Here is a 22,888-nt window from a genome sequence, read left to right on the forward strand (position 1 = left end):
GCAATGTATGGCCCGCCGATTTGCCCGGGCCCCCGCCCGGGCGGCCCGAAAGCCGGGCCGGCATGCCGGCCCGGCCGCGGAGATCTCGCGCCACGGGCGCCGGCAAACGCCTGAATATAAAAGGAATTGATCGTCATGGTGCGCCGGGACGCCGCCAGGTTCCGCTGCGGCGCCGGCCTCGGCGTGCCGCACATGACATTTTCTACACCTGCGGCATCGCCGGGCCGCGTCCCCGATGCCGCTCGCCCTCCGGACGGACGAGAAGCCGGCCGTCGCGGTCGAGACTGACGAGGGCGCCGCCGAGGCTTCGGCGCCATCCCCCGCGCCCCGCCGCGATGGCCGCCTCCGCCTCCGCCTGCAGCGATTCGAGCCTTTCCAGCCGCAGCCGGTAGGACGGCCGGTCGCCGGTCCGGACGGCGGCGATGGCCTTTTCGAGCACGCGCAGCCTGATCTCGGCGGGAACCCCGGCAAGCAGTCCGGGGTCCAGCACGACGCCTTCCTCGTCCCGGCGCATCGCCGCGGCAAGGGTCGCCTGCGCGACATGGTCGAGGGCGTCGGCGCCGCGGGCGGCGCGGCGGGCGAGAAGGGCGAGCCGCTCGGCCTGAAGGCCGAGCGGGCCGAGCGCGGCGAGCAGGTCGCGGATGCGGGTGCGCTCGAAGCGGGGATCGACATTCGAGGGATCGTCGATCCAGGGCATTCCCGCCTGCCGGAGCGTCGCGGTCAGCCGCGCCCTCGGCGTGCCGAGGAGCGGACGCAGATGGAGGAGGGCCCCGCGCCGGGTCGCCGCGCGCATCGCGGCGAGCCCGTCGAGCGAGGATCCGCGGGCGAGGCGCATCAACACCGTCTCGGCCTGGTCGTCCAGCGTGTGGGCGGTGGCGATCGCGTCGGCGCCGATATCGGCCGCCGCTTCCGAGAGCAGGCGGTAGCGGGCCTCGCGGGCCTTTTCCTGCAGCCGCGTCGCCGGCTTCTCGCCGGTCCAGCGGCGCATGAGGCCGCGCAGGCCGAGGCTCGCCGCCCGCTCGAGGACGAGGGCGCATTCACGGGCGCTCTCGTCCCGCAGGCCGTGATCGATCGTCGCCACGCTGATGTCCGGTCCGCCCGCCTGCCGGCGCCGGAGCGCGGCGAGCAGCATCATCGCCGTCGAGTCGCGTCCGCCGGAGACGGCGAGCAGGATGTGCCGGCACCCGCCGAAGGACGCGAAGAGGGCGGGCAGTTCGTCCTCGGACAGAGGAGAAGCGGCGGCATCGCGGTACAATGGCGTTTTCCGGAGCGGGACGGGCATGCCTTCCTATAGCAGGCCGGCGACGGAATCACCGAAGCGAAAGGCGGCGCCGGCCCGCGATCGTCAGGCGGGCGCCGCCGTCGGCCGACGGGCCACGGTCGGGCCGATGCGGCGTCGCGCTCACGTCCCCGGGCAGCTGTTCCGCTTGGCCTCGCGGCTGGCCCCGTTCAGGATGCTCGGGCCGGCCTTGGGATATTTGCGCGGCAATTCCAGCAGCGTGGCGCAGGCGGTGTCCTTCTCCCCGATCGCCGCCAGCGACATGCCGAGCTTCAGCATGCTCGAAGGGGCGCGGCGGGAATTGGCGTAGGTCTTCGTCACCTTGATGAACTGCTCGGCCGCATCGCTGTATTGCCGGCGCTGGTAGAGGCTCTCGCCGATCCAGTGGATCGCGTCGGGCACGCGCTTGTCCCGGGGATGGGCCTCGACGAAGCCGCGGAAGGCGCTCTCGGCCTGTTCGTATTTCTGCGCCGCGATCAGGCGGTAGTCGTTGTTGTATTCCTCCTCCGGCGTCGCCGCCGCGGTGGGCGGGATGCCGGCGGCCGGCTCGTTGCTGGCGAGCGGCCGGCTGGTGTCGACGGCGACACCCGGAAGGCCGGGGGTGATGGTGGAGGAGTTCATCCGCTGGCGCGGCGGAGGCGGCGCCTGCAGGTCGTCGCCGCCCTGGTCGGCCGACATCTGGTCCTGGCCCGGATCCTGCCCGGCGGTGCCGGTCTGATCGCCGCCGGAGAGGGTGCCGAGCGTACGGGGCGGCGTGCCGAGCCCGTTCTGCTGGCGCGGCGGCGCGGCGTCGCTGCGCTGCTGCCGCGGCACCTGCGCGGGGGGAGCCTGCGGCGCCGGCCTCGGCGCCGGTGCAGCGCCGCCCTTGCCGCCTTCGAGGGCCTGCAGGCGATATTCGGTATCGTCCTGGGCGCGCTTCATGTCGTCCTGCAGCTTGCGGATCTGCGCCTGCAGATCGTCGACCATGCCGTTCAGGCGTCGATTGTCGCCCTCCAGGCGCTGCACCCGCACGAGGAGGTCGCCCACCTGGCTGTCGTTCTGCGCCACGACATAGTTGCTCCGCGCCGGTGAGACCTGATAAGTCGGCGGCTGAGCGGAGGGGGCCTGATCATATTGCGACTGGCCGTATTGCGGCTGGTCATACGCCTGGCCGCCCTTGTCCTGGCCGTACTGGTCCTGGTCGTTCTGGGCCGAGCCGACGGAACCCGGCGGCAGCAGGCCGTCGTCGGGTGAGGCGGCATGCGCCGCGCCCAGGGTCAAGGCCAGGAGAAGGGCGGCGGAGGCAGAGCGGAGCATAGGCGGCTCATCCGGTTGCAAAATGTCCGTGATTGGACATTCGGATACCACAGCGCGCAACTTCGGCGAAACTTTGAATGGTGCTTTCCCCCAATGATCGGCAACCAAACATCGGCAGGGACCCCGGCGCTTTCCGGCGGCGTTCTCGATGGAGACGTCCATGTCCTGCCCCTGAGGGTCTATTACGAGGACACGGACTTCTCAGGCATCGTCTACCACGCCAATTACCTGCGTTTCTTCGAGCGCGGCCGCACCGAATTCATCCGGGCGCTCGGAATCGACCAGCGCTCGCTGCACCGGGACGAAGGCGTCGCCTTCGCCGTGCGGTCGATGAATGTCGAGTTCCTGCGGCCGGCCCTGATGGACGACATCGTCGCGGTCGAGACGCGGGCGGGCCTCGTGCGCGGGTCTTCGCTCGGCCTCGACCAGACGATTCGCCGCGGATCGGATATCCTGACCACGGCCCGCGTCACCGTCGTCTGCGTCAGGGACGGACGGCCCCGGCGGCTGCCGGAGGCGCTCCGCCTCGTGCTGGCCGGCCTTGGCGACGCCGGGAGCACCGCATGACAGGGCTCGGCCGGGAGCCCGGCGCCGGCGAAATCGCGAAATCGCGCTCGCCGTAACCCGGCATTAAGGATGGCGATGGTCAATAGGTACCGAATCTGCTGCAACCTGCAGCATAGGAAAGTGCCGTACTGCCGTCACATTCAAAGGCGAAAAGGGCTTACGCCGTGGTCGTTGTCGCTGGGCGCAGCGAGGCGCGGCGGGATTTCCTGAGTTCGCCTGGTGTGGCCTGTGTGATTCGAACCCGACGGGAGCTGTCTCCGTCTGCCGGGTGCGGAACACATGAGGATTGATGTCGTGGGATGATTCGGACGGATGCGAGGCATCCGGAGGGGCGCCCACCGGCCTGCCGGCTTCAGGACGAGGATTTTGGACGCCATGAATTCGACTGTCGATATCGCCCAGACGGCGCTTGCCCCGGTGGGGGACGTCAGCCTTCTGGGGCTGTTTCTCCAGGCCCATTGGGTCGTCAAGCTGGTGATGCTGGGCCTGCTGATCGCATCGGTGTGGTGCTGGGCGATCATCTTCGACAAGACGATCCTGTTCTCGCGGTCCCGCTCCGCGATGAACCGTTTCGAGCAGGTCTTCTGGTCGGGCCAGAGCCTCGAGGATCTCTACCGGTCGCTGTCGCAGCGCCAGAACAGCGGCATGGCCGGCCTGTTCGTCTCGGCCATGCGCGAATGGAAGCGGTCGCTCGAAACGCCCGGCCGTTCCTTCCTCGGCCTCCAGGCCCGCATCGAGAAGGTGATGGACGTCACCATCCAGCGCGAGGTCGAGCGGCTGGAATCCAAGCTGCTGGTGCTGGCGACCGTCGGCTCGTCCGGCCCGTTCATCGGCCTGTTCGGCACGGTGTTCGGCATCATGACGGCCTTCCAGTCGATCGCCGCCACCAAGAACACCTCGCTCGCCGCGGTGGCGCCGGGCATCTCGGAAGCGCTGTTCGCCACCGCCATGGGCCTGATCGCCGCCATCCCCGCGGTCATCGCCTACAACAAGTTCAATGCGGAAGTCTCCAAGCAGCAGGGCCGCCTCGAGGGCTTCGCCGACGAGTTCTCCGCGATTCTGTCGCGCCAGATCGACGAGCGCATGGCCGCCTGAGCGGGCCTCCCGGCGGCATCCCAACAGCAAGGACAGGTCATGGCTGGAAGTCTCGCGGCAGGATCGGGCGGATCGGGGGGCGGCGCCCGCCGCCGGCGGCGGCACAAGGCGCCGATCGCCGACATCAACATGACGCCGTTCATCGACGTCATGCTCTGCCTCCTCATCATCTTCATGGTCGCGGCGCCCCTCCTCACCTCGGGCGTGACGCTGGACCTGCCGCAGAGCGCGGCGGGGGCGCTCAATGTCGACAAGAAGCCGCTGACCGTCTCGATCAAGGCGGACGGGCAGGTCTACATCAACGACAGCGAGACGCCGGAGACCGATCTCCTCGGCCATCTGCAGGCCATCGCCGGCCAGGGCGCGGGCACGGACGAGCGGATCTTCGTGCGCGGCGACAAGGCGGCGAATTACGGGGCCATCATGCAGGTCATGGGCCGCATCTCGGGAGCGGGGTACAAGAAGGTTGCCCTGATCACCGACCAGGACAACCAGTAGGCGGCCCAGGGGTCGGTTCGAAGCAAGGGTCGGTTTGAGTACGATGCGTGATTATGGGCTTCCCGTTTCGGCGGTTTTGCATGTGCTGATCCTGGGCGCGATGATCTTCGTGCTTCCGGGTGCGCAGCCGCTCGAGCCCCCCATGGAAAGCCTGCCCGTCGAGGTCATGACCTCGCAGCAATTCGACGCGCTGACCAAGGGCGAGAAGACGGCGAAGGAACAGACCAGGCAGGCCCGGAAGGTCGACAAGGTGGCGCCGCCGACCGACACGCCCGACAGCAATGTGCCCGTCAAGGCCGATGCGGTGACGCCGCCGCTGCCGCCGCAGCGCGACGACCAGCCCGATACGCAGCAGACCGCCGAGGCCGACGCGCCGCCTCCGCCGCCGCGGCCCAACATCGAGCCGGTGCCCGAGCCGCCGACGCCGCCGCAGCAGGCCGAAGCCAAGCCGGCCAAGCCGACGCCCAGGAAGGTCGACAAGCCGGTCGATGCGCCGGATTCCAAGGCGCTCGCGCAGATGGCGCAGGCCGCCGTCGACGCCGCGGACGCGCAGGCTAAAGCCGATGCGCAGGCCAAGGCCGATGCCGCCAAGGCCGAGGAGGCCAAGACGGCCGCTGCCAAGGCAGAGGCCGAGAAGGCGGCGCAGGCCAAGACTGCGGCGGCCAAGGCCGTTGCCGCCAAGGCCGCCGCCGATGCCGAAAAGCTGGCGCAGGCGAAGGCCGACGCCGAGGCGGCCGCGCAGGCGCAGGCGGACAAGGTCGCCGAGGCCAAGGCCGACGCCGCCAAGGCTGCTGCTGCCAAGGCGCAGGCTGACAAGGTCGCGAAGGCCGAAGCGGCCAAGGCCGCCGCCGCGAAGGCCGAGGCCGAGAAGGTGGCGCAGGCCAAGGCGGAGGCCGCGAAGGCAGCGGCCGCGGCCGCGGCCAAGGCGGAAGCCGAGAAGGTCGCCGCTGCCAAGGCCGAGGCGGCCAGGAAGCAGGCGGCCGCCTTCGACATCAACAATATCGAAGCGGTCATCGGTAAGCACGCGTCGAAGAAGAACACCAAGGTGGCTTCGGCCGGCGCTCCCGCCACCGTCCCGAGCCGGGAGCCGGCTGCCCGCGCCGCCCGGACGGGCGATGCCCCGAGCCAGACGGCCTCGACCGGCGCGCCCGACGCGGATGCGCCCAAGCTGAGCATCAGCGAGCAGATGGCGATGCAGAGCATGATCAACCAGCAGATCAAGCCCTGCCTGCCGCCGTCCTTCGCTGCGGATGCCAGCGCCTCGGTCGCGACCCTGCGCCTGCAGATGAACGAGGACGGAACGCTGGCCGCGACGCCGCAACTGGTCAAGGCCGGCAGCCCCTCCGCCGGCAACACGGCGACCCGCGCCGTGATACGCTGCATCACCGCCCAGAACCCCCTCAAATTCAGGCGCGAGCTCTACGCCTCATGGAAAGTCTTCAACCTGGTCGTCAAGCCGAGCGGGTTCTGAGGATCACGCCATCGCCTCGTAACGGAACGCATGAGATCATGATGTCCTTCGTCCTCATCGCCCTCAAGCCGGTTCGCCTGCTCGCGGCCGCCCTGGCCCTGGCCGCTCTCGGCATCGCGACGCCGGCGACGGCCGAGATTCTGACACTGCAGGTCGACGGCGGTACCAGCATACAGCCCGTTTCCGTCGCAATCATGAGCATGAATGGCGGCGGCCGCGACATATCGGGCATCGTCAGCAACGATCTCAGCCGCTCCGGCCTGTTCCAGCCGATTGATCCCAAGGCGTTCGTCGAACAGGTCGGCCCCGATGCCGCGCCGAATTTCAGCAGCTGGCAGACGCTGAACGCCCAGGTCGTCGTCGCGGGCAAGGTCATCCCGGCCGGCGACGGCAGCATCCGGGTGCAGTTCCGCGTCTGGGACATCGCGCAGGGCAGGCAGATCGCCGGCGAGCAGTTCGCCACCAATGCCGCGAACTGGCGGCGGCTCGCCCATATGGTCGCCAACTCGATCTTCAAATCGGTGACCGGCGAGCCCGGCGCCTTCGACACGCGCATTGCCTTCATCGACGAATCCGGCCCGAAGGACCAGCGCCGCAAGCGGCTGACCGTGATGGACCAGGACGGCGCCAATGTGCATTACCTCAGCCGGGGCAATGATCTCGTGCTGACGCCGCGCTTCTCGCCGACCAGCCAGGAATTGACCTATATGTCGTTCGGCGACGCCGATCCGCGCGTGTTCCTGCTCAACATCGAGACGGGCCAGCGCGAGGTGGTCGGCAACTTCCCCGGCATGACCTTCGCGCCGCGCTTTTCGCCCGACGGCCGCAAGATCGTCATGAGCCTCGAGCAGAACGGCGCGGCGGCGATCAACGTCATGAACCTGCAGACGCATCAGGTCGGCGCGCTGACCGAGGGAAGCGCCATCGATACCGCGCCGTCCTACTCGCCCGACGGCAGCCGGATCGTGTTCGAGTCGGATCGCGGCGGCACCCAGCAGATCTATATCATGAACGCCGACGGCTCGAACCAGCAGCGCGTCACCTCGGGCGAGGGCGGGGCGCGCTATTCGACGCCGGTGTGGTCGCCGCGCAGCGACCTCATCGCCTTCACCCGCCAGAAGGACGGCAAGTTCGGCATCGGCGTGATGCATCCCGATGGCTCGGGCGAGCGCATGCTGACCGACGGCTTCCACAATGAGGGGCCGACCTGGGCGCCGAATGGCCTGTATGTGATGTGGTTCCGCGACCTCGGCCAGGGTCCGCAGCTCTGGCAGGCCTCGATCTTCGGCACGCCCGAACAGCGCGTGCCGACGCCGGGCTTCGCCTCCGATCCTGCCTGGTCGGCCAGCATGAGCCCGAATTGAGGGCGGCTGGATAGGCGCCGCGCCTCGGTATGGGCTCGGCGTCTCCAAGAAGGGCGATCGGTGATCGCCCCTCCATCTGCGGCAGGTATGCGCCGGACTGAACGCGGGTCGGAGGGTCGATCCCCGATCGACCTCTTCCCGTCCCGGTGGGCTCGATGTTTCCAAGAAGGGCGATCGGTGATCGCCCTTCCATCCGGCGGGCTCGGCGTTCCCTACGCCGCCTTGACCGGCTGCGGGGCCGCGTCCGGCATGGCCGTGCCCGGCTTCAGCCGTCTGGCGTAGCGCTGGGCGAGGACCGCGCAGGTCATCAGCTGGATCTGGTGGAACAGCATCAGCGGCAGCACGATCGCGCCGATATTCTGGCCCGCGAAGATCACCGTCGCCATCGGAATGCCGCTCACCAGGCTCTTCTTGGAGCCGCAGAACACGATGGTGATCTCGTCTTCCTTGGCGAAGCCGAGCCAGCGGCTGCCATAGGTGGTCACCAGCAGGACCAGCGCCAGCAGCAGCGCGTTGACCACCGCCACGACGACGAGCGATCCCACGGAGTTCTGCCGCCACAGCCCGGTGACGACCGCCTCGCTGAAGGCGAGATAGACCACCATCAGGATCGAGCCGCGATCGACCAGCGAGAGGACGCTGCGGTGGCGGCGGACGAAATTGCCGATCCAGGGCTGCAGCACCTGCCCGAGCACGAAGGGCAGGAAGAGCTGCAGCAGGATCGTCGTCAGCACCGAGGCGGAAAAGCCGACGCCGCGGGCGCTGAACAGGATGCCGGCAAGGATCGGCGTGAGGAAGATGCCGAAAATATTGGAGCCGGAGGCCGCGCAGACGGCGGCAGGCACATTGCCGCCGGCGATCGAGGTGAAGGCGATCGAGGACTGCACCGTCGAGGGCAGGATGCACAGGAACAGGATGCCGCTCGCCATCGCCGGCGTCAGCACGGACGCGAGACCGTGGTCGATCGCCAGGCCGAGCAGCGGAAACAGCACGAAGGTCGAGAGGACGATGGTGATGTGCAGGCGCCAATGGGAGAGGCCGGCGAGGGCGGTCTCGCGCGAAAGGCGCGCGCCGTGCAGGAAGAACAGCAGGGCGATGGCGGCATTGACGAGATAGCCGAAGAATTCGGCGGCCATGCCCTGGATCGGCAGGAAGCTCGCCAGGGTGACGGTCGCGACCAGCGCCAATGTGAAATTGTCGGGGCGTATGCGAGAGAACAAGATCGATCCGTATGAAAAGAGCGCTGTCGATGTCGAAAAACGGCACCGGCGATCATTCCACGTCCGGGCCCGGCATCATAGCCGATTTTCGCACAGGCGGCATCGCATGGATGCAGGGCGGCCCTGCCCGAGGCGCAGGGCGCGTCTCCGCGTCAGGCCCGGTGGAAGGCGCTGGGCCTGACGATCACGGGCTCCTTGGCGGAACTGCGAAAATAACGGGCCTCGCCCGAGGCGGCGAAGACCGTGGCGTTCAGGATCCTGAGGCCGACCGGCTTGTTGTTGAGCTCGCTGCTGCGCAGGCTCGGCAGGTCGGCTTCGACGATGGTGCGCTGCGCCCCGAGCGCGACTTCGAGCCGCCGCGTGGCGCCGACGCGGCGCTGCGCCACCACGAGCCCGTTCAGCGTGGTCGGGACCGGTTCCACCGGCGCCACGTCGTGCGGGCGCACGAACAGGCTGGCTGGACCGTCGGGCAGGCCCTCGGCGTCGAAGGGCAGGGTCGAGCCCTCGAACAGGATGCGTCCGGCCGAGAGGATGACGGGCACGCGGCTCGATTCGCCGATGAAGCCGAAGACGAAGGGCGAGGCCGGGTGGTCGTAGATCTCGTCGGGCACGCCGAGCTGGTCGATCCGTCCCTTGTCGAGCACGGCGATGCGGTCCGACAGTTCGAGTGCCTCGTCCTGGTCGTGGGTGACGAAGATGGTGGTGTGGCCGGTCCTATCGTGGATGGTGCGCAGCCAGCTGCGCAGGTCCTTGCGCACCTTGGCATCGAGCGCGCCGAAGGGCTCGTCCAGCAGCAGCACCTTGGGTTCGACGGCTAGGGCGCGGGCGAGCGCCACGCGCTGGCGCTGGCCGCCGGAGAGCTGGGCGGGGAAGCGCGTGCCGAAGCTGCCGAGCTGGACGAGGTCGAGCAGGTCGGCGACCCGCTTCACGATCTCGGCCTCGGGCGGCCGCTGGGCGCGCTTGCGCACGCGCAGGCCGTAGGCGATGTTGTCGGCGACGGACAGGTGCCGGAACAGCGCATAATGCTGGAACACGAAGCCGACACGCCGCTGCTGCACGCTCATCCGGGCGGTGTCCTCCTCGCCGAAGAACACCGTGCCGCCGCTCGGCTGCTCGAGGCCGGCGATGATGCGCAGGAGCGTCGTCTTGCCGGAGCCGGAGGGGCCCAGCAGGCCGAGCAGCTCGCCCGAGCGGATGTCGATGTCGACGCCGTGCAGCGCCGGGGAGACGCCGTAATTCTTGGTGAGGCCGGTAACGCGGATGTCCATGGCGGTCTCCGTCAATGTTTATGGCTGCGCGCCAGCTCGTCGCCGTAGCGCCATTCGAGCAGCGTCTTGGCGACGAGGGTGACGAGGGCGAGCAAGGCGAGGAGGGACGCGACCGAGAAGGCCGCGGCGGTGTCGCCGCCCTCGTTGAGGATCTGGATATGCAGCGGCATGGTGTTGGTGCCGCCGATGATGTGGCCGGACACCACGGAGACGGCGCCGAACTCGCCCATGGCCCGCGCATTGCACAACAGGACGCCGTAGAGCAGGCCCCAGCGTATGTTGGGTATGGTGACCGTCCAGAACATCTTCAGCGGCGAGGCGCCGAGGGTGAGGGCGGCTTCCTCGTCCGATTTGCCCTGCGCTTCCATCACGGGAATGAGCTCGCGGGCGACGAAGGGGAAGGTCACGAAGAGGGTGGCGAGCACGATGCCCGGCACCGCGAAGATGATCGGGATGCGGTGCGCGGCGAGGAAGGGGCCGAAAACGCCCTGCGCGCCGAACAGCAGCACGAAGACGAGGCCGGCGACGACGGGCGAAACCGAGAAGGGCAGGTCGATCAGCGTCGTCAGCAGGCTCTTTCCCTTGAAGTCGAACTTCGCCACCGCCCAGGCGGCGACGATGCCGAAGACGATGTTGAGGGGAACCGCGATGGCCGCGACGAGCAGTGTCATCATCACGGCGTCGAGCGTGTCGGGGTCCTCCAGCGCCTGGAGATAGGTCGCCACGCCGTATTGGAACGCTTCGTAGAAGACGTCGAGCAGCGGCATCACCAGGAACAGCGCCAGGAAGACGAGCGCGATGCCGGTGAGGAGCCAGCGGAACCAGCGTGCTTCCGTGGTGACGTTGTGCTCGCGCGAGACCGGCGGATCCCGGTAGAGCTCGATGGCGAGTTCGGAGGCGGCAGGTCTAGACATGGCCCATCCTCTTGCGGCTCCAGGCCTGGATCAGGTTGATCACCAGCAGCATGACGAAGGATATGGCCAGCATGATGATGGCGATGGCCGTCGCCTGCGCATATTTGTTCTGCTCCAGTTCCTGCACGATCAAAGACGGCACGATCTCGGAGCGGTAGGGCAGATTGTCCGAAATGAAGATCACCGACCCGTATTCGCCGATCGCCCGGGCGAAGGCGAGCGCGAAGCCGGTGAGGATGGCGGGAACCAGCGGCGGCAGCACGACCCGCGTCACCGTCTGCAGCCGCGAGGCGCCAAGCGTGGCGGATGCCTCCTCGATCTCGCTGTCGAGCTCCCCGAGCACCGGCTGCAGCGTGCGCACCACGAAGGGCAGACCGATGAAGACGAGCGCGATGAAGATGCCGATCGGCGAATAGGCGATCTTGATGCCGAAGGGCGCGAAGAACTGCCCGAGCCAGCCATTGGGCGCGTAGAGGCTGCTGAGGGCCAGCCCCGCCACCGCGGTCGGCAGCGCGAAGGGCAGGTCGACTGCGGCGTCGACCAGGCGCTTGCCGGTGAAGTCGTAGCGCGCCAGGACCCAGGCGACCACCGTGCCGAAGACGACGTTGACGATCGCCGCCAGGAAGGAGATCCCGAAGGTGACGCGCAGCGCCGCGGTCACGCGCGGATCGACGCCGACCGCCACGATGCCGGACAGGCCGAGCGTGCCCGCCTTCAGGATCAGAGCGGCCAGCGGGATCAGCACGAGGAGGCTGAGATAGAGGATGGTGTAGCCCATGGTCAGGCCGAAGCCCGGCAGGGCACTGGGCTTGACGAAGGCGTCTCTCCATCTCCCTGTCGATGCCGAAGTCATGGTCGAAGCCATCGATGATGCCTGTCTTTGGTGTCGCTTACGGTCGAAATCCCCTGGCCCTTCGCAGGGCAGGGGATTTCGGTGTTTTCCGGGCCGCCCGGCTGCGAGGACGGAGCGGCATCAGCCCTTGGGGACGTCAGCGCTTGAGGACGTCAGCCCTTGGGCTTGTAGATCTGGTCGAAGACGCCGCCATCGCCGAAATGCTTGGGCTGCGCCGTCTTCCAGCCGCCATAGACGGGATCGTCGATGTTCAGCAGCTTGAGCTTGGGAAAGCGCTTGAGGTCGGCCGGATCGGCGGCCGCCTCGTCGATCGGGCGATAATAGTCGTGGGCGATGATCTTCTGGGCCGCCGGCGTGTAGAGGAACTGCAGATAGGCCTCGGCCTCCTTGCGGGTTCCCTTCGCGTCGACATTGCCGTCGACGACCGCGACCGGCGGCTGCGCCAGGATCGAGATCGAGGGCACCACGATCTCGAACTTGTCGGCGCCGAACTCGTCGAGGGTCAGGAACGCTTCGTTCTCCCAGGCGATCAGCACGTCGCCGGTGGCGCGCTGGGCAAAAGTGAGGGTCGAGCCGCGGGCCCCCGAATCGAGCACCGCGACATTGTGGTAGAGCGCGGCGATGAAATCGCGCGTCTTGGCCTCGTCGCCGCCGAACTTCTCATGGGCATAGCCCCAGGCCGCCAGATAGTTCCAGCGCGCGCCGCCGCCCGACTTCGGATTGGCGGTGATCACGGAAACGCCGGGCTTGACGAGGTCGTCCCAGTCCTTGATGCCCTTGGGGTTGCCCTTGCGCACCACGAGCACGATCGTCGAGGTATAGGGCGAGGAGCCGTGCGGCAGGCGGCTCTGCCAGTTCTCGGGGATCTTCTTGGTCTGGGCGGCGATGGCGTCGATGTCGCCGGAGAGGGCGAGCGTCACCACATCGGCGTCGAGGCCGTCGATGACGGCGCGGGCCTGCTTGCCGGAGCCGCCATGGGACTGCCGGATGGTGACATCCTCGCCGGTCTTGGCCTTCCAGTCGGCCGCGAAGGCCTTGTTGATGTCCTTGTAGAGTTCGCGCGTCGGATCGTAGCTCACGTTGAGCAGTCCGGCTGCATGGGCTCCGAACGTCATCCACAGCACGAAGCCGAGGGCGACGAGGACGGCGGCCGTATCCCGGAGGCGGGCGAGGCTGAGAGGCTTTGTCATGACGGGACCCGAAATCAACATTGGGCTATCGTCTACTAAATCAATCGACATTGTCAATGTGTGAAACGCGGCAATCCGCAGAAAAACGATGTGTGACATTTCTGCATCGGTATGCCCTAATCGCCCGGCAGCGGACCAAGGCCACCTTTGTGCCAGAATCCGGCAGCACTCCGTTAACCATAGAATCAGGTCGCTCGCGGTTGAGTGCTGTTGCCGGGCCGCCACACACTGAAAAACTCTGCGAACAGGGTTTCCAGAACGTTCGATTAACCGAGTGCCACTATGGCTGAATCACCAATTTCGACCGGAGGAGTAACCGGAATGATGACGTCCCTTCGCGCAGTCCATGGACTGCGTTTCGCTGCCGCGATCGCCTGTGTCCTCGCCCTGGCGGCCTGTAAGAGCAGTTCGAGCACCGCCGACGGCAGCATGGGCGGCGCGGGCGGCGGCTACGGCGCCGGCGGCGCGGCGAGCCCCGGCAGCCAGCAGGACTTCGTGGTCAATGTCGGCGACCGCGTGTTCTTCGAGCAGGATCAGTCCGATCTCACGGGCCAGGCCCAGGCCACGCTCGGCAAGCAGGCCCAGTGGCTGCGCGCCTATCCGCGCTACACCGTGACGATCGAGGGCCATGCCGACGAACGCGGTACGCGCGAATATAATTTCGGCCTCGGTGCCCGCCGTGCCCAGGCCGCCTTCGACTATCTGCGGTCGCAGGGCATCGCCGCCTCGCGCATGCGCACGATCTCCTACGGCAAGGAACGGCCGGTCGCCACCTGCGACGACAATTCCTGCTGGTCGCAGAACCGTCGCGCCGTCACGGTGCTCAACGGTGCGGGCGGCAACTCGTAAACGTCTTCCCTGGGACCGCAGGCTTCCAGCCTGCTCTTGAAAACGGGTGCTTGCCGGAAAGAGCAGGCGAGACGCCCATATGCGCTGACATAACGGAAATACCCGCCTTCTCCCGGTTCGGGACACCGCATTTCCTTTGGAAATGCTTGGGGTCCCGGCAGGGGGATGAGGGTCTAAACTTCAACGCAGATAGCTCAATAGTCGCGCTGGAATTGCACAAGTCCAGACCCTCATCCGGCGCTTCGCGCCACCCCCAGCATTTCCGCAGGAAATGCGAAGTCCCGCATGGGAGAAGGAAAATCGCGCTATTGTCGGCAAAGTTAGCGCATATGGGCGAGATGCCTGCGGTCCCGGGATCTCCACTCTATTCGTCGCCGGCGAGGCCGTCACGGTGCTCAACGGCGCGGGCGGCAACGCGCAAGCGTCTTCCCCAGAGTCTCTCTTCTATTCGTCGTCGGCGAAAAGCTGCATCTGGGGTGCGGCCGAGGGCACGGCGAGGCCCTGATGCCGGAAGGCATGGGGCGTCAGCACGCGCCCGCGCGGCGTGCGCTGGAGGAAGCCCTGCTGGATCAGATAGGGCTCGATGATGTCCTCGATGGCGTCGCGGGGTTCCGAGAGCGCGGCGGCGATGGTCTCGATCCCCACCGGGCCGCCGCCGAAGCTCATGGCGATCAGGCGCAGATAGCGGTTGTCCATGGCGTCGAGCCCGGCTTCGTCGACCTCGAGGGCCCGCAGCGCCTTGTCGGCAACGGCGCGGGTGATGGTATCGGCGCCGAGGACCGAGGCGAAGTCGCGCACGCGGCGGAGCAGGCGGCCGGCGATGCGCGGCGTGCCGCGCGCGCGCCGGGCGATCTCGTTGGCGCCGTCCTCGCTGATCGGCGCGCCCAGCACCCGGCCGCCGCGTTTGACGATCAGTTCCAGCTCTTCCACCGTGTAGAATTGCAGCCGCACCGGGATGCCGAAGCGGTCGCGCAGCGGCGTCGTCAGCAGTCCCGCGCGCGTGGTCGCCCCCACCAGCGTGAACTTGGCGAGGTCGATGCGCACCGAGCGCGCCGCCGGCCCCTCGCCGATGATGAGGTCGAGCTGGAAATCCTCCATCGCGGGGTAGAGGATCTCCTCGACCGCGGGATTGAGGCGGTGGATCTCGTCGATGAAGAGCACGTCGCGCTCTTCCAGATTGGTGAGCAAAGCGGCGAGGTCGCCCGCCTTGGCGATCACCGGGCCCGAGGTCGCGCGGAAATTGACGCCGAGCTCGCGCGAGACGATCTGGGCCAGCGTCGTCTTGCCCAGGCCCGGCGGGCCGACGAAGAGGACATGGTCGAGTGCGTCGCCGCGCCCCCGCGCCGCTTCGATGAAGACCGAGAGGTTGGCGCGCGCCTGCGCCTGGCCGACGAATTCGGACAGGTTCTGCGGCCGCAGCGTGGAATCGGCGACATCCTCCTCGCGGGTGTCGCCCGTGACGAGGCGGCCCGATTTCGGCGCCTCGCCGCCTGTCGTCCGGCGCGTCGGCTTCATCGCGACAATTCCTTCAGGCCGAGGCGGATGAGCTTGGCGGTCTCGGCATCCTCACCGGCCTCGCGCAGGGCCGCGGCGACGGCAGCCGAGGCCTGGATCTGGGCATAGCCGAGATTGACCAGCGCCGACACCGCGTCGCTCGCCGGCCCCGGCGCGCTCCTCTCGCCGATGCCGCCCTGCAGGGCGATGACGTCGGAGGCGACGCCGCCGAAGGAGGGCACCTTGTCCTTCAGCTCGGTGACGATGCGCTGGGCGACCTTGGGCCCGACGCCGGGCGCGCGCGCCACCGCAGCCTTGTCGCCGAGCGCGATGGCGGAAGCGAGGTCCCCCGGCTTGAAGGTCGAGAGGATGGCGAGCGCCACCTTGGTGCCGATGCCCTGCACGGTCTGCAGCAGGCGGAACCAGTCCCGTTCGAGATCGCCGGCGAAGCCGAACAGGCGGATCTGGTCCTCCCGGACATAGGTCTCGATGGCGAGCATGGCGGCTTCTCCGGCGGCGGGGAGGGCGGCGAGCGTGCGGCTCGAGCAGAACACCATATAGCCCACGCCCTGCACGTCGAGGATCACCCAGTCCTCGCCATAGCTGTCGACGATGCCGCGCAATTTGCCGATCATGGAACCCTCCCGGTCCTCTCTATCGTCTTGCGGCGATTCGTCCGCGCGCTCATGTCCGGAACAGCGCGCCGAGTTCGGCGAACGTCATGGCGTCCGCCATATAGGTCAGGCGGCCCCGGCCGCGGAATTCCAGCGCGGCGCGCCGCAGGGCGCCGAAGGCGGCGCGGGCGAAGGAGCCGCCGATGCTGACGCGCTTCACCCCGACGGCGGCGAGATCGGCGACGGCGAAGTCCTGGCCCGCGACGCTGGCGAGGACATTGACCGGCCTGTCCACCGAGGCGACCAGGCTGCGGATCTCCTCGATCGTCGTCAGGCCGGGCGCGTAGAGCACGTCGGCGCCCGCCTCCTGATAGGCCTGCAGGCGGCGGATCGTGTCGGCGAGGTCGCGCCGGCCGTGCAGGAAATTCTCGCAGCGGGCGGTCAGGACGAAGGCGCCGCTGCGGGCGGCCTCGGCAGCGGCCGCGATCCGCTCGACGGCATGGCCGAGCTCGTAGATGGGCGTATCGGCCCGCCCGGTCGCGTCCTCGATCGAGCCGCCGGCGAGACCCGCCGCCATGGCCGCCAGAATGGTGCGCCGGCAGTCCGCGGGCGCGTCGCCGAAGCCGTTTTCGAGGTCGGCATTGACCGGCAGATCCGTCGCGGCGGAGATCGCCGCGCCGTTGGAGAGCGTTTCCTCGCCCGTCACCGCGCCCTCGCCGTCAACCTTGCCGAGGGCGAAGGCGAGGCCGGCGCTGGTGGTGGCGATCGCCTCGAAGCCGAGCGAGGCGATGAGCTTGGCCGTTCCGCCGTCCCAGGCGTTCGGCAGCAGGAACATCCCCTCGCGCCGGTGAAGCTCCGCGAATTCCGCCGCGCGCTGCGCCTGTGACATCGACCTCTCCCATCATTCATGATTTGTTCTAGGCAAGGACGGCGCGGGCCGCAAGGATTTTCCGGGCGGATGCGGCGCAGGGCCGGCGATGCCGGGATGGCTTGAGGAAGAGGCCGGCGGGACGCCGGCGGTCCCGGGGAGGGGCTCCGGAGGCCGCTCATTTCAGGGAGGCGAGCAGGGCCCGGCTGGTGCGGTGATGGGCATGGGTGATGGCGATGGCGAGCGCGTCGGCGGCGTCGTCGGATTTCGGGTCGGCCTTGGGCAGCAGCACCTTGATCATCACCCGGATCTGCTTCTTGTCGGCATGGCCGGAACCGACGACGGTCTTCTTCACCAGATTGGGCGCGTATTCGCTGACGAGCAGGCCGGCCTGCGCCGGCACCAGCATGGCGATGCCGCGCGCCTGGCCGAGCTTGAGCGTCGCGCCGGCGTCCTTGTTGACGAAGGTCTGCTCCACCGCCGCTTCGTCCGGGGTGAAGCTCGCCAGCACCTCGGTCAGCCCGCGATGCAGGGCCAGCAGGCGATGGGCGAGCTCCTCCTTCTCGTCGGACAGCACGGTGCCGCAGGCCACGAAGCTCAGGCGGTTGCCCAAGGCCTCGATCACGCCCCATCCCGTCCGGCGCAGGCCCGGATCGACGCCGAGGATACGGAGGGGAATCGTCGACATCAGGCCCCGAGCTTGGCCATCAGCGCCGGCGAGACTTCGAAATTGGCATAGACGTTCTGGACGTCGTCGTGATCGTCGAGCGTGTCGACCAGCTTGAGGAGCCGCTCGCCCGTCTCGTCGTCGACGGCGATCGCCGTCTGCGGACGCCAGACCAGGCCGGACTTGCGCGCCTCGCCGAAGCGCTCCTCCAGCGCCTTGACGACATCGGCGAGGTTTTCGGCGGCGCAGATGAATTCATGGCCGCTCTCCGAGGAGATGCAATCGTCGGCGCCCGCTTCGAGCGCGGCTTCGAGCATCTCGTCGGGCGTGCCCTTGTCGGCGTCGTATTCGACGAGGCCGACGCGGTCGAACATGAAGGAGACGGCGCCGGTCTCGGCGAGGTTGCCGCCGGCCTTGGTGAAGTAGGAGCGTACATCCGAGGCGGTGCGGTTGCGGTTGTCGGTCAGGGCTTCGACGATCAGCGCGACGCCGCCGGGGCCATAGCCCTCATAGCGGATCTCGTCGTAATTCTCGCTGTCGGCGCCTGAAGCCTTCTTGATCGCGCGGTCGATATTGTCCTTGGGCATGTTTTCGGCGCGGGCGGCGAGGACGGCGGCACGCAGGCGCGCATTCATGTTCGGATCGGGCACGCCGAGCTTGGCCGCCACGGTGATCTCGCGCGCCAGCTTGGAGAAGAGCTTGGAGCGCTTGGCGTCCTGCTTGCCCTTGCGGTGCATGATGTTGGCGAACTGCGAATGACCTGCCATTTGTTCTTGTCCTTCGTTAATCGGGTCCTGAACTCGATAGGGGAGTCGGATGATTTGTGGCGCGGCTTATAGAAGCGAACGCCGGAAAAATCCATCGCGGCCGATATTTTCGCGGTGCGGGGCGGGAGGCTCTGCATGGGTGGGCGGGTCCCGAACCGCCCTCTCGACACGTGCGATGCTTCCGGAAGGGGCCGGTCGGGGGACCGGCCCACCAAAATCGCGTCACCAGAAGTCGGGCACTGCCTGGGACAGCCGTCCGCCGACGCGCACCGGCGCGATGCGGATGGCGAGGCCGGTCCGGTCGTCGGTCTCGACAGCGATGCCGGAGAGGGTGGCCTCGCCGGTGGCCGGTTCCAGGCGCAGGCCCGGCGTCTTCTGGACGAAGCGGCGCACCGGCTCTTCCTTGTCCATGCCGAGCACGCTGTCGTAATCCCCGCACATGCCGGCATCCGACATATAGGCGGTGCCGTGATTGAGGATCTGGTGGTCGGCGGTCGGCACATGGGTGTGGGTGCCGACGACGAGGCTGGCGCGGCCGTCGGCGAAATGGCCGAGCGCCTGCTTCTCGCTGGTCGCCTCGGCATGCACGTCGACGATGACCGCATCGGCGCCGAGGCCGAGCGGGCAGGCGGCAAGCTCGCGCTCCAGCGCGGCGAAGGGATCGTCGAGCGCATCCATGTAGATGCGGCCCATGACCTGGACGACGAGCAGGCGGGCGCCGCTCCGCGTCTCGATCAGGGTGGCGCCGCGCCCCGGCGTGCCCTTGGGATAATTGGCGGGGCGCAGCAGGCGCGGCGCCCTTTCGATGAAGACGAGCGCCTCGCGCTGGTCGAAGGAGTGGTTGCCGAGCGTCACCACATCGGCGCCGGCCGCCATGATATCGTCGTAGATCGCTTCCGTCAGCCCGAAGCCGCCGGCGGCGTTCTCGCCGTTGATGACGACGGCGTCGAGCTTCCAGGCCTGGCGCAGGCCCGGCAGGCGGTCGGCCACGGCATTGCGCCCCGAGCGGCCGACGATGTCGCCGAGAAAGAGCAGGCGCATGTCAGGCGCCCGCCACGGCGATGATCTCGGCCTCGGTCGCGATGGCGTCGAGCGGAACGTCGTGATGTTCGGCCGGCAGGTCCTCGGTCTCCTGGCAGGCGAAGGCGTAGCCGAGCGCGAAGACGGGATGGCGGGCGCGCAGCATCGGGATGGTGCGGTCGTAGAAGCCGGCGCCGTAGCCGATGCGATAGCCGCGCCGGTCGAAGGCGACCGGCGGCACCAGAAGGACCTGCGGATAGACTTCCGGCGCATCCGGCGAGGGCTCGGGAATGTTCATGCGCCCTTGCACCAGCGGATCGCCCGGGGCCCAGGCGCGGAAGACCAGGGGCTGGCCGAATTTCGGCGTGGCGGGCAGGGCCAGCCTGCGTCCGCCGGCCGCCAGGCGGCGGGCGACCTCGCCGGGATGGATCTCGTCGCGGAAGGCTTCGTAGAGGCCGACGATGCCGGTCGTGCCGGAGAGGCGCTCGAAGGCGCGTGCCGCGGCCTTCGCCGTTGCTTCGTGCCGGGCGGGCCCGCGCAACTCGGCGCGCGCTGCCATCGCCTTCCGGCGAAGCTCGGTCTTCTGGTCGGTGGAGGCCATGATCACGCGGGGAAGGAAAATGAGGAGCGGGCCACCTCGGCCGTTGGACTGTTCGATCCCGGGTGCCTACTAATGTAGGTGGGCGCCGTAATGTCCAAGCCCACGGGCAGGGACAGTGACAGCTCCCTTGGGAGTCGTATGGCCCCGGGGATTGATGTGTCCTGACGCACCAGGCAGCACCGCCTAATGATAATAGGGCTGCGCCGCCCCAAGCGCCAGAGGTCGGCGAAGATTTAGCAGGCTCATGAAAACGGACGTCCGGCGTGCGAAGGGCCGCGAAGCGGCGGGCTTCCCCTGTCTACGGCCCCAGCAGCTTGTTCAACAGGGCGGCGAGGCGAAGACCGCCGGTTGCGAGCTGCTTGTCGAGAACCGGCTCGGCCGCCTTCTGATAGTCAGGACCAAGCGCGATCGGCGCTTTCGAACCGGCCCGTGAAGACGGAGGCGTCAGAGCATAGACGCCCTGGGCGACGATGTGACATTCGTCGATCCATGCCTTCGCAAAGTCCTGGTCGGTCCGAGGGCTCGGCAAGGTCGGCAAGACCTTGCTGTCGAGGTCGTCCGCATACCCACCCCACCCGTAAGCCCGCGCATTGACCAGGCTCTCGTCCCAGACCGCGTGCAGGTTGGTTGGCAGGATGGGAAGCTCCTTTCCGTCAGGGCCATTGATCCTGAGAAAGACGTCGACGTTGTTGGCTCCCCCATCGCCGTTGCGCTCGCTGCAGTGGAACGGCTGGGTCGAGTCGCCGACGAGGTGAATCACCATGAGCAGCGCCTTTCGTCGGTCGGCGTCGCTGCGCTTGATATCGGCAAGAAGGCTGCTCTGGTCTCGCAGCGCCGACACGAGGCAGCTGCCCTTGCAGTCGTCCTCGGAATAGCCCGGCTTGGCGATGTCGATATCGACGTAATGCCACGGCTTGGTGCCCGTGCCGGCCGGCGTGTTCTTGAAGTCGTCGGCCCAGCTCGCAACGCCGGCCATCGACGACGGGCCGATCAGCTTTTGTACGGCGGCGGCGGCCTGCGGGTTCAGATGATGCTGCGCTATTTCTGCAACGATCGAATGTCCTCGATCGCCCCAAGCATTTGCGGAGCCGATCGACGCCAGAGCCATCGCCGATGCCAGAAAAAAAGCCATTCTCTTTTTCATATCGATTTTCTCCCCACCCTTTAAAATTTTAAAACGACGAAAGTATCTTTAATATAAATAAAATAACATAATATAACGATTTTATATATGTTTTAATTACAAGAAAATCGATATATTCAAGAGATCGACATTATCATTGCCTCTTGTGAAAGGCAAGTTCGCAATGTAGTGTTTCGTCATGATCCGTCAGTCCCTCGATCCGAGTGGTGCGCGATGAAGAATCTGATCGTATGTTGCGATGGAACATGGAATACGCCGGACGAGAAGGATAACGGCCTTCCTTCACCGACAAATGTCGTCAAGATCTACAATTCAATCGAGAACAATGACGATCAGATAATGTATTACCATCCCGGCGTCGGCACCGGAAGCAGCTGGTGGGACCATCTGGTCGGCGGCGGAACCGGCGAAGGATTGGATCAGAATACGAAAAGCGCCTATGCTTGGCTTTCCAGGCACTATCGTGCCGGCGATAACATCTTTCTATTCGGCTTCAGCCGTGGCGCCTATACGGTCCGCAGCCTCGGCGGCCTGATCGCACATTGCGGCCTTCTGGATCTCGGTGACGCCGGGGTCGACGCACCGACAGGCTGGGCGAGGGTCGCGGACGTCTTCGACGCGTACAGGAACAAGGTGCCATACAAGAATATTCGCGGCTACGAGTTCCACAACGTCCGTCCGGGCGAAGCCGTCGAGGATTCCACGGCGATTCACTTCATCGGCGTCTGGGACACGGTCGGAGCCCTGGGCATACCCGAGGATCTCGCCTTTCTCGGATTGTTCGACAATGCCGAGAAATACCGTTTCCACAACACGGACCTCAGTCCCATCGTTGCGCATGGCCGCCATGCCGTGGCGCTGGATGAAAGAAGGGCGAGCTTCGCTCCGACGCTTTGGTCGAATATCGGTTCCGGACAGGATATCGAACAAATCTGGTTTCCGGGATCGCATGGCGATGTCGGCGGGGGCTATCTGCAGAGCGAGCTCTCCGACAGGGCGCTGAAATGGATGATCAAGGAGGCGTCGGATTGCGGCCTCCAAATTCATGCCGGCGTCGAGGATCAACTCAGGTCGGACCCTCTCGGGATCGTGCACGATTCATGCGATGGAATTTTCAAGTTTCTGAAGACGAAGCCGCGATCCACCCCATTGCTGCAGACAGAGAGCGCCGATCTCGACGAGTCCGCCCGCATCCGCTGGGGCACGCCGGTCCTGCGCCAGGGGCGCTATTGGCGGACGATCGTGCTTCAGCCCGGCCAGTCGGCCACCTGTGACATCTTCGCCCGGGAACGCTGGAATGCGACGGGCCTCTTCCTGGAAGGCGGCAAGGCGTACCGCTTTGCGGCGACGGGCGAATGGATGGATCAGGAGGACAAATTCTCTCCGGCGGGCAAGGAGCCCAGCGGCTTTCATTTCGGCGACGTCGCCCGGTTGGCGTCGAGCGTCCTGGGCTCGCTCGAGACGGACTACAAACTGCTGACCCGGCGAGGGAACGTGGATTTCTGGTGGACACGCCGAGATGACGGCCGGCCCTGGTTCGCGCTGATGGGGTTCGTGGCCAACGCGGTGACCGCACCCGATTCCAATCTCGCAGCCGGCGAGACCTTCTTCATCGGCGACGGCACCTCCTTCGCGCCCAGGAGCAGCGGCTATCTCTACGGTTTCGCCAATGATGCCTGGCAGGCCTATGACAACAATCGCGGCAGTGTCTCGTTGACTGTGACGATGGTGTAGGGGGGTGCTGAGCGGACACCGATCTAGATGGCGCTCCGCTCTTGCCTGACGGACGCCGGCTGGTATTCGCCGGTGAGCGGCGGTGCCGCGACATGGCACCGCCCGGATGAACCGA

22 protein-coding genes and 1 other RNA gene are annotated in these 22,888 nt (G+C 67.1%); 7 read left to right on the forward strand and 16 right to left on the reverse strand.

Features of this window, described 5'->3' with window-relative positions:
* Positions 1–202: 202 nt before the first annotated feature.
* Together tilS and ybgF are read right to left on the reverse strand one after the other, a co-directional pair.
* The gene (gene tilS / locus J3R73_RS03125) at positions 203–1,255 is read right to left on the reverse strand and encodes a tRNA lysidine(34) synthetase TilS (RefSeq protein WP_307422288.1); all 1,053 of its coding nucleotides are present in this window, start codon (positions 1,253–1,255) and stop codon (positions 203–205) included.
* A gap of 147 nt (positions 1,256–1,402) precedes the next feature.
* Positions 1,403–2,575, reverse strand: coding sequence for a tol-pal system protein YbgF (gene ybgF / locus J3R73_RS03130; protein ID WP_307422290.1), 1,173 nt, complete (start codon positions 2,573–2,575; stop codon positions 1,403–1,405).
* 93 nt (positions 2,576–2,668) lie between these two features.
* Here ybgF and ybgC point away from each other — a divergent pair, with 93 nt between their 5' ends.
* The 5 genes from ybgC (at position 2,669) to tolB (ending at position 7,570) form a co-directional block, all read left to right on the forward strand.
* On the forward strand, positions 2,669–3,142 hold the full coding sequence (gene ybgC / locus J3R73_RS03135; RefSeq protein ID WP_307422292.1) for a tol-pal system-associated acyl-CoA thioesterase: 474 nt from the start codon (positions 2,669–2,671) through the stop codon (positions 3,140–3,142).
* A 375-nt stretch (positions 3,143–3,517) separates the two neighbouring features.
* On the forward strand, positions 3,518–4,237 hold the full coding sequence (tolQ, locus tag J3R73_RS03140) for a protein TolQ (RefSeq protein ID WP_307422294.1): 720 nt from the start codon (positions 3,518–3,520) through the stop codon (positions 4,235–4,237).
* A gap of 39 nt (positions 4,238–4,276) precedes the next feature.
* On the forward strand, positions 4,277–4,735 hold the full coding sequence (locus J3R73_RS03145) for an ExbD/TolR family protein (RefSeq protein WP_307422296.1): 459 nt from the start codon (positions 4,277–4,279) through the stop codon (positions 4,733–4,735).
* A gap of 43 nt (positions 4,736–4,778) precedes the next feature.
* Entirely contained in the window at positions 4,779–6,206 is a 1,428-nt protein-coding gene (gene tolA / locus J3R73_RS03150) for a cell envelope integrity protein TolA (protein ID WP_307422298.1), read from the forward strand.
* A 41-nt stretch (positions 6,207–6,247) separates the two neighbouring features.
* Positions 6,248–7,570 carry a Tol-Pal system beta propeller repeat protein TolB gene (gene tolB / locus J3R73_RS03155; protein ID WP_307422301.1) on the forward strand — a complete coding sequence of 441 codons (1,323 nt, stop codon included), beginning with the start codon at positions 6,248–6,250 and terminating at the stop codon, positions 7,568–7,570.
* Positions 7,571–7,782: 212 nt separating this feature from the next.
* On the opposite strand, the gene J3R73_RS03160 is transcribed toward tolB, so the two are convergent.
* The 5 genes from J3R73_RS03160 to J3R73_RS03180 all read right to left on the reverse strand — a co-directional run bounded on the left by J3R73_RS03160 (position 7,783) and on the right by J3R73_RS03180 (position 13,015).
* A complete protein-coding gene (locus tag J3R73_RS03160) occupies positions 7,783–8,790 on the reverse strand; it encodes a bile acid:sodium symporter family protein (protein ID WP_307422303.1) in 1,008 nt (335 codons plus the stop codon).
* Positions 8,791–8,942: 152 nt separating this feature from the next.
* Positions 8,943–10,058: a sulfate/molybdate ABC transporter ATP-binding protein gene (locus J3R73_RS03165; protein ID WP_307422305.1), complete on the reverse strand. Its 1,116-nt coding sequence runs from the start codon at positions 10,056–10,058 to the stop codon at positions 8,943–8,945.
* Between the two features lie 11 nt (positions 10,059–10,069).
* Positions 10,070–10,972, reverse strand: coding sequence for a sulfate ABC transporter permease subunit CysW (gene cysW, locus J3R73_RS03170; protein ID WP_307422307.1), 903 nt, complete (start codon positions 10,970–10,972; stop codon positions 10,070–10,072).
* Entirely contained in the window at positions 10,965–11,825 is an 861-nt protein-coding gene (cysT, locus tag J3R73_RS03175; protein ID WP_307422309.1) for a sulfate ABC transporter permease subunit CysT, read from the reverse strand. The genes cysW and cysT overlap by 8 nt, the downstream gene beginning before the upstream one ends.
* A gap of 152 nt (positions 11,826–11,977) precedes the next feature.
* Positions 11,978–13,015 carry a sulfate ABC transporter substrate-binding protein gene (locus J3R73_RS03180; RefSeq protein ID WP_307422311.1) on the reverse strand — a complete coding sequence of 346 codons (1,038 nt, stop codon included), beginning with the start codon at positions 13,013–13,015 and terminating at the stop codon, positions 11,978–11,980.
* A 321-nt stretch (positions 13,016–13,336) separates the two neighbouring features.
* On the opposite strand from J3R73_RS03180, the gene pal reads away from it, so the two are divergent.
* A complete protein-coding gene (gene pal / locus J3R73_RS03185) occupies positions 13,337–13,864 on the forward strand; it encodes a peptidoglycan-associated lipoprotein Pal (protein ID WP_307422313.1) in 528 nt (175 codons plus the stop codon).
* Positions 13,865–14,308: 444 nt separating this feature from the next.
* On the opposite strand, the gene ruvB is transcribed toward pal, so the two are convergent.
* The 9 genes from ruvB to J3R73_RS03230 form a co-directional block, all read right to left on the reverse strand.
* Positions 14,309–15,379, reverse strand: a complete 1,071-nt coding sequence (gene ruvB / locus J3R73_RS03190) for a Holliday junction branch migration DNA helicase RuvB (RefSeq protein ID WP_307422314.1) — start codon at positions 15,377–15,379, stop codon at positions 14,309–14,311.
* Positions 15,376–15,993, reverse strand: a complete 618-nt coding sequence (gene ruvA / locus J3R73_RS03195; RefSeq protein WP_307422315.1) for a Holliday junction branch migration protein RuvA — start codon at positions 15,991–15,993, stop codon at positions 15,376–15,378. Before ruvA ends, ruvB begins: the two co-directional genes overlap by 4 nt.
* Before the next feature lie 49 nt (positions 15,994–16,042).
* The gene (locus J3R73_RS03200) at positions 16,043–16,861 is read right to left on the reverse strand and encodes an isocitrate lyase/PEP mutase family protein (RefSeq protein WP_307422317.1); all 819 of its coding nucleotides are present in this window, start codon (positions 16,859–16,861) and stop codon (positions 16,043–16,045) included.
* 157 nt (positions 16,862–17,018) lie between these two features.
* The gene (ruvC, locus tag J3R73_RS03205) at positions 17,019–17,528 is read right to left on the reverse strand and encodes a crossover junction endodeoxyribonuclease RuvC (protein WP_307422318.1); all 510 of its coding nucleotides are present in this window, start codon (positions 17,526–17,528) and stop codon (positions 17,019–17,021) included.
* Positions 17,528–18,274, reverse strand: a complete 747-nt coding sequence (locus J3R73_RS03210) for a YebC/PmpR family DNA-binding transcriptional regulator (protein WP_307422320.1) — start codon at positions 18,272–18,274, stop codon at positions 17,528–17,530. Before J3R73_RS03210 ends, ruvC begins: the two co-directional genes overlap by 1 nt.
* Before the next feature lie 222 nt (positions 18,275–18,496).
* Complete coding sequence (locus tag J3R73_RS03215) at positions 18,497–19,315, reverse strand: TIGR00282 family metallophosphoesterase (RefSeq protein WP_307422322.1); 819 nt, start codon at positions 19,313–19,315, stop codon at positions 18,497–18,499.
* 1 nt (position 19,316) lies between these two features.
* Positions 19,317–19,895 carry a 5-formyltetrahydrofolate cyclo-ligase gene (locus J3R73_RS03220; RefSeq protein ID WP_307422324.1) on the reverse strand — a complete coding sequence of 193 codons (579 nt, stop codon included), beginning with the start codon at positions 19,893–19,895 and terminating at the stop codon, positions 19,317–19,319.
* Positions 19,896–19,920: 25 nt separating this feature from the next.
* Positions 19,921–20,078: non-coding RNA, 6S RNA (gene ssrS / locus J3R73_RS03225), on the reverse strand.
* A 115-nt stretch (positions 20,079–20,193) separates the two neighbouring features.
* A complete protein-coding gene (locus J3R73_RS03230) occupies positions 20,194–21,027 on the reverse strand; it encodes a S1/P1 nuclease (protein ID WP_307422325.1) in 834 nt (277 codons plus the stop codon).
* A gap of 225 nt (positions 21,028–21,252) precedes the next feature.
* Here J3R73_RS03230 and J3R73_RS03235 point away from each other — a divergent pair, with 225 nt between their 5' ends.
* Entirely contained in the window at positions 21,253–22,773 is a 1,521-nt protein-coding gene (locus J3R73_RS03235; protein WP_307422327.1) for a T6SS phospholipase effector Tle1-like catalytic domain-containing protein, read from the forward strand.
* The last annotated feature ends 115 nt before the right edge of the window (positions 22,774–22,888 follow it).

This window comes from Labrys monachus, from assembly GCF_030814655.1.
Classification (GTDB): Bacteria; Pseudomonadota; Alphaproteobacteria; order Rhizobiales; family Labraceae; genus Labrys; species Labrys monacha.

Coding starts and splice junctions, on each gene's coding strand:
- ruvB (WP_307422314.1), bottom strand. CDS start 15,379: ATGAAGCCGACGCGCCGGACGACAGGCGGCGAGGCGCCGAAATCGGGC.
- ybgF (WP_307422290.1), bottom strand. CDS start 2,575: ATGCTCCGCTCTGCCTCCGCCGCCCTTCTCCTGGCCTTGACCCTGGGC.
- cysT (WP_307422309.1), bottom strand. CDS start 11,825: ATGACTTCGGCATCGACAGGGAGATGGAGAGACGCCTTCGTCAAGCCC.
- tolQ (WP_307422294.1), top strand. CDS start 3,518: ATGAATTCGACTGTCGATATCGCCCAGACGGCGCTTGCCCCGGTGGGG.
- J3R73_RS03215 (WP_307422322.1), bottom strand. CDS start 19,315: ATGCGCCTGCTCTTTCTCGGCGACATCGTCGGCCGCTCGGGGCGCAAT.
- J3R73_RS03145 (WP_307422296.1), top strand. CDS start 4,277: ATGGCTGGAAGTCTCGCGGCAGGATCGGGCGGATCGGGGGGCGGCGCC.
- J3R73_RS03235 (WP_307422327.1), top strand. CDS start 21,253: ATGAAGAATCTGATCGTATGTTGCGATGGAACATGGAATACGCCGGAC.
- ybgC (WP_307422292.1), top strand. CDS start 2,669: ATGATCGGCAACCAAACATCGGCAGGGACCCCGGCGCTTTCCGGCGGC.
- ruvA (WP_307422315.1), bottom strand. CDS start 15,993: ATGATCGGCAAATTGCGCGGCATCGTCGACAGCTATGGCGAGGACTGG.
- J3R73_RS03200 (WP_307422317.1), bottom strand. CDS start 16,861: ATGTCACAGGCGCAGCGCGCGGCGGAATTCGCGGAGCTTCACCGGCGC.
- ruvC (WP_307422318.1), bottom strand. CDS start 17,528: ATGTCGACGATTCCCCTCCGTATCCTCGGCGTCGATCCGGGCCTGCGC.
- J3R73_RS03210 (WP_307422320.1), bottom strand. CDS start 18,274: ATGGCAGGTCATTCGCAGTTCGCCAACATCATGCACCGCAAGGGCAAG.
- tolB (WP_307422301.1), top strand. CDS start 6,248: ATGTCCTTCGTCCTCATCGCCCTCAAGCCGGTTCGCCTGCTCGCGGCC.
- J3R73_RS03220 (WP_307422324.1), bottom strand. CDS start 19,895: ATGGCCTCCACCGACCAGAAGACCGAGCTTCGCCGGAAGGCGATGGCA.
- cysW (WP_307422307.1), bottom strand. CDS start 10,972: ATGTCTAGACCTGCCGCCTCCGAACTCGCCATCGAGCTCTACCGGGAT.
- J3R73_RS03230 (WP_307422325.1), bottom strand. CDS start 21,027: ATGGCTTTTTTTCTGGCATCGGCGATGGCTCTGGCGTCGATCGGCTCC.
- pal (WP_307422313.1), top strand. CDS start 13,337: ATGATGACGTCCCTTCGCGCAGTCCATGGACTGCGTTTCGCTGCCGCG.
- J3R73_RS03180 (WP_307422311.1), bottom strand. CDS start 13,015: ATGACAAAGCCTCTCAGCCTCGCCCGCCTCCGGGATACGGCCGCCGTC.
- tolA (WP_307422298.1), top strand. CDS start 4,779: ATGCGTGATTATGGGCTTCCCGTTTCGGCGGTTTTGCATGTGCTGATC.
- J3R73_RS03165 (WP_307422305.1), bottom strand. CDS start 10,058: ATGGACATCCGCGTTACCGGCCTCACCAAGAATTACGGCGTCTCCCCG.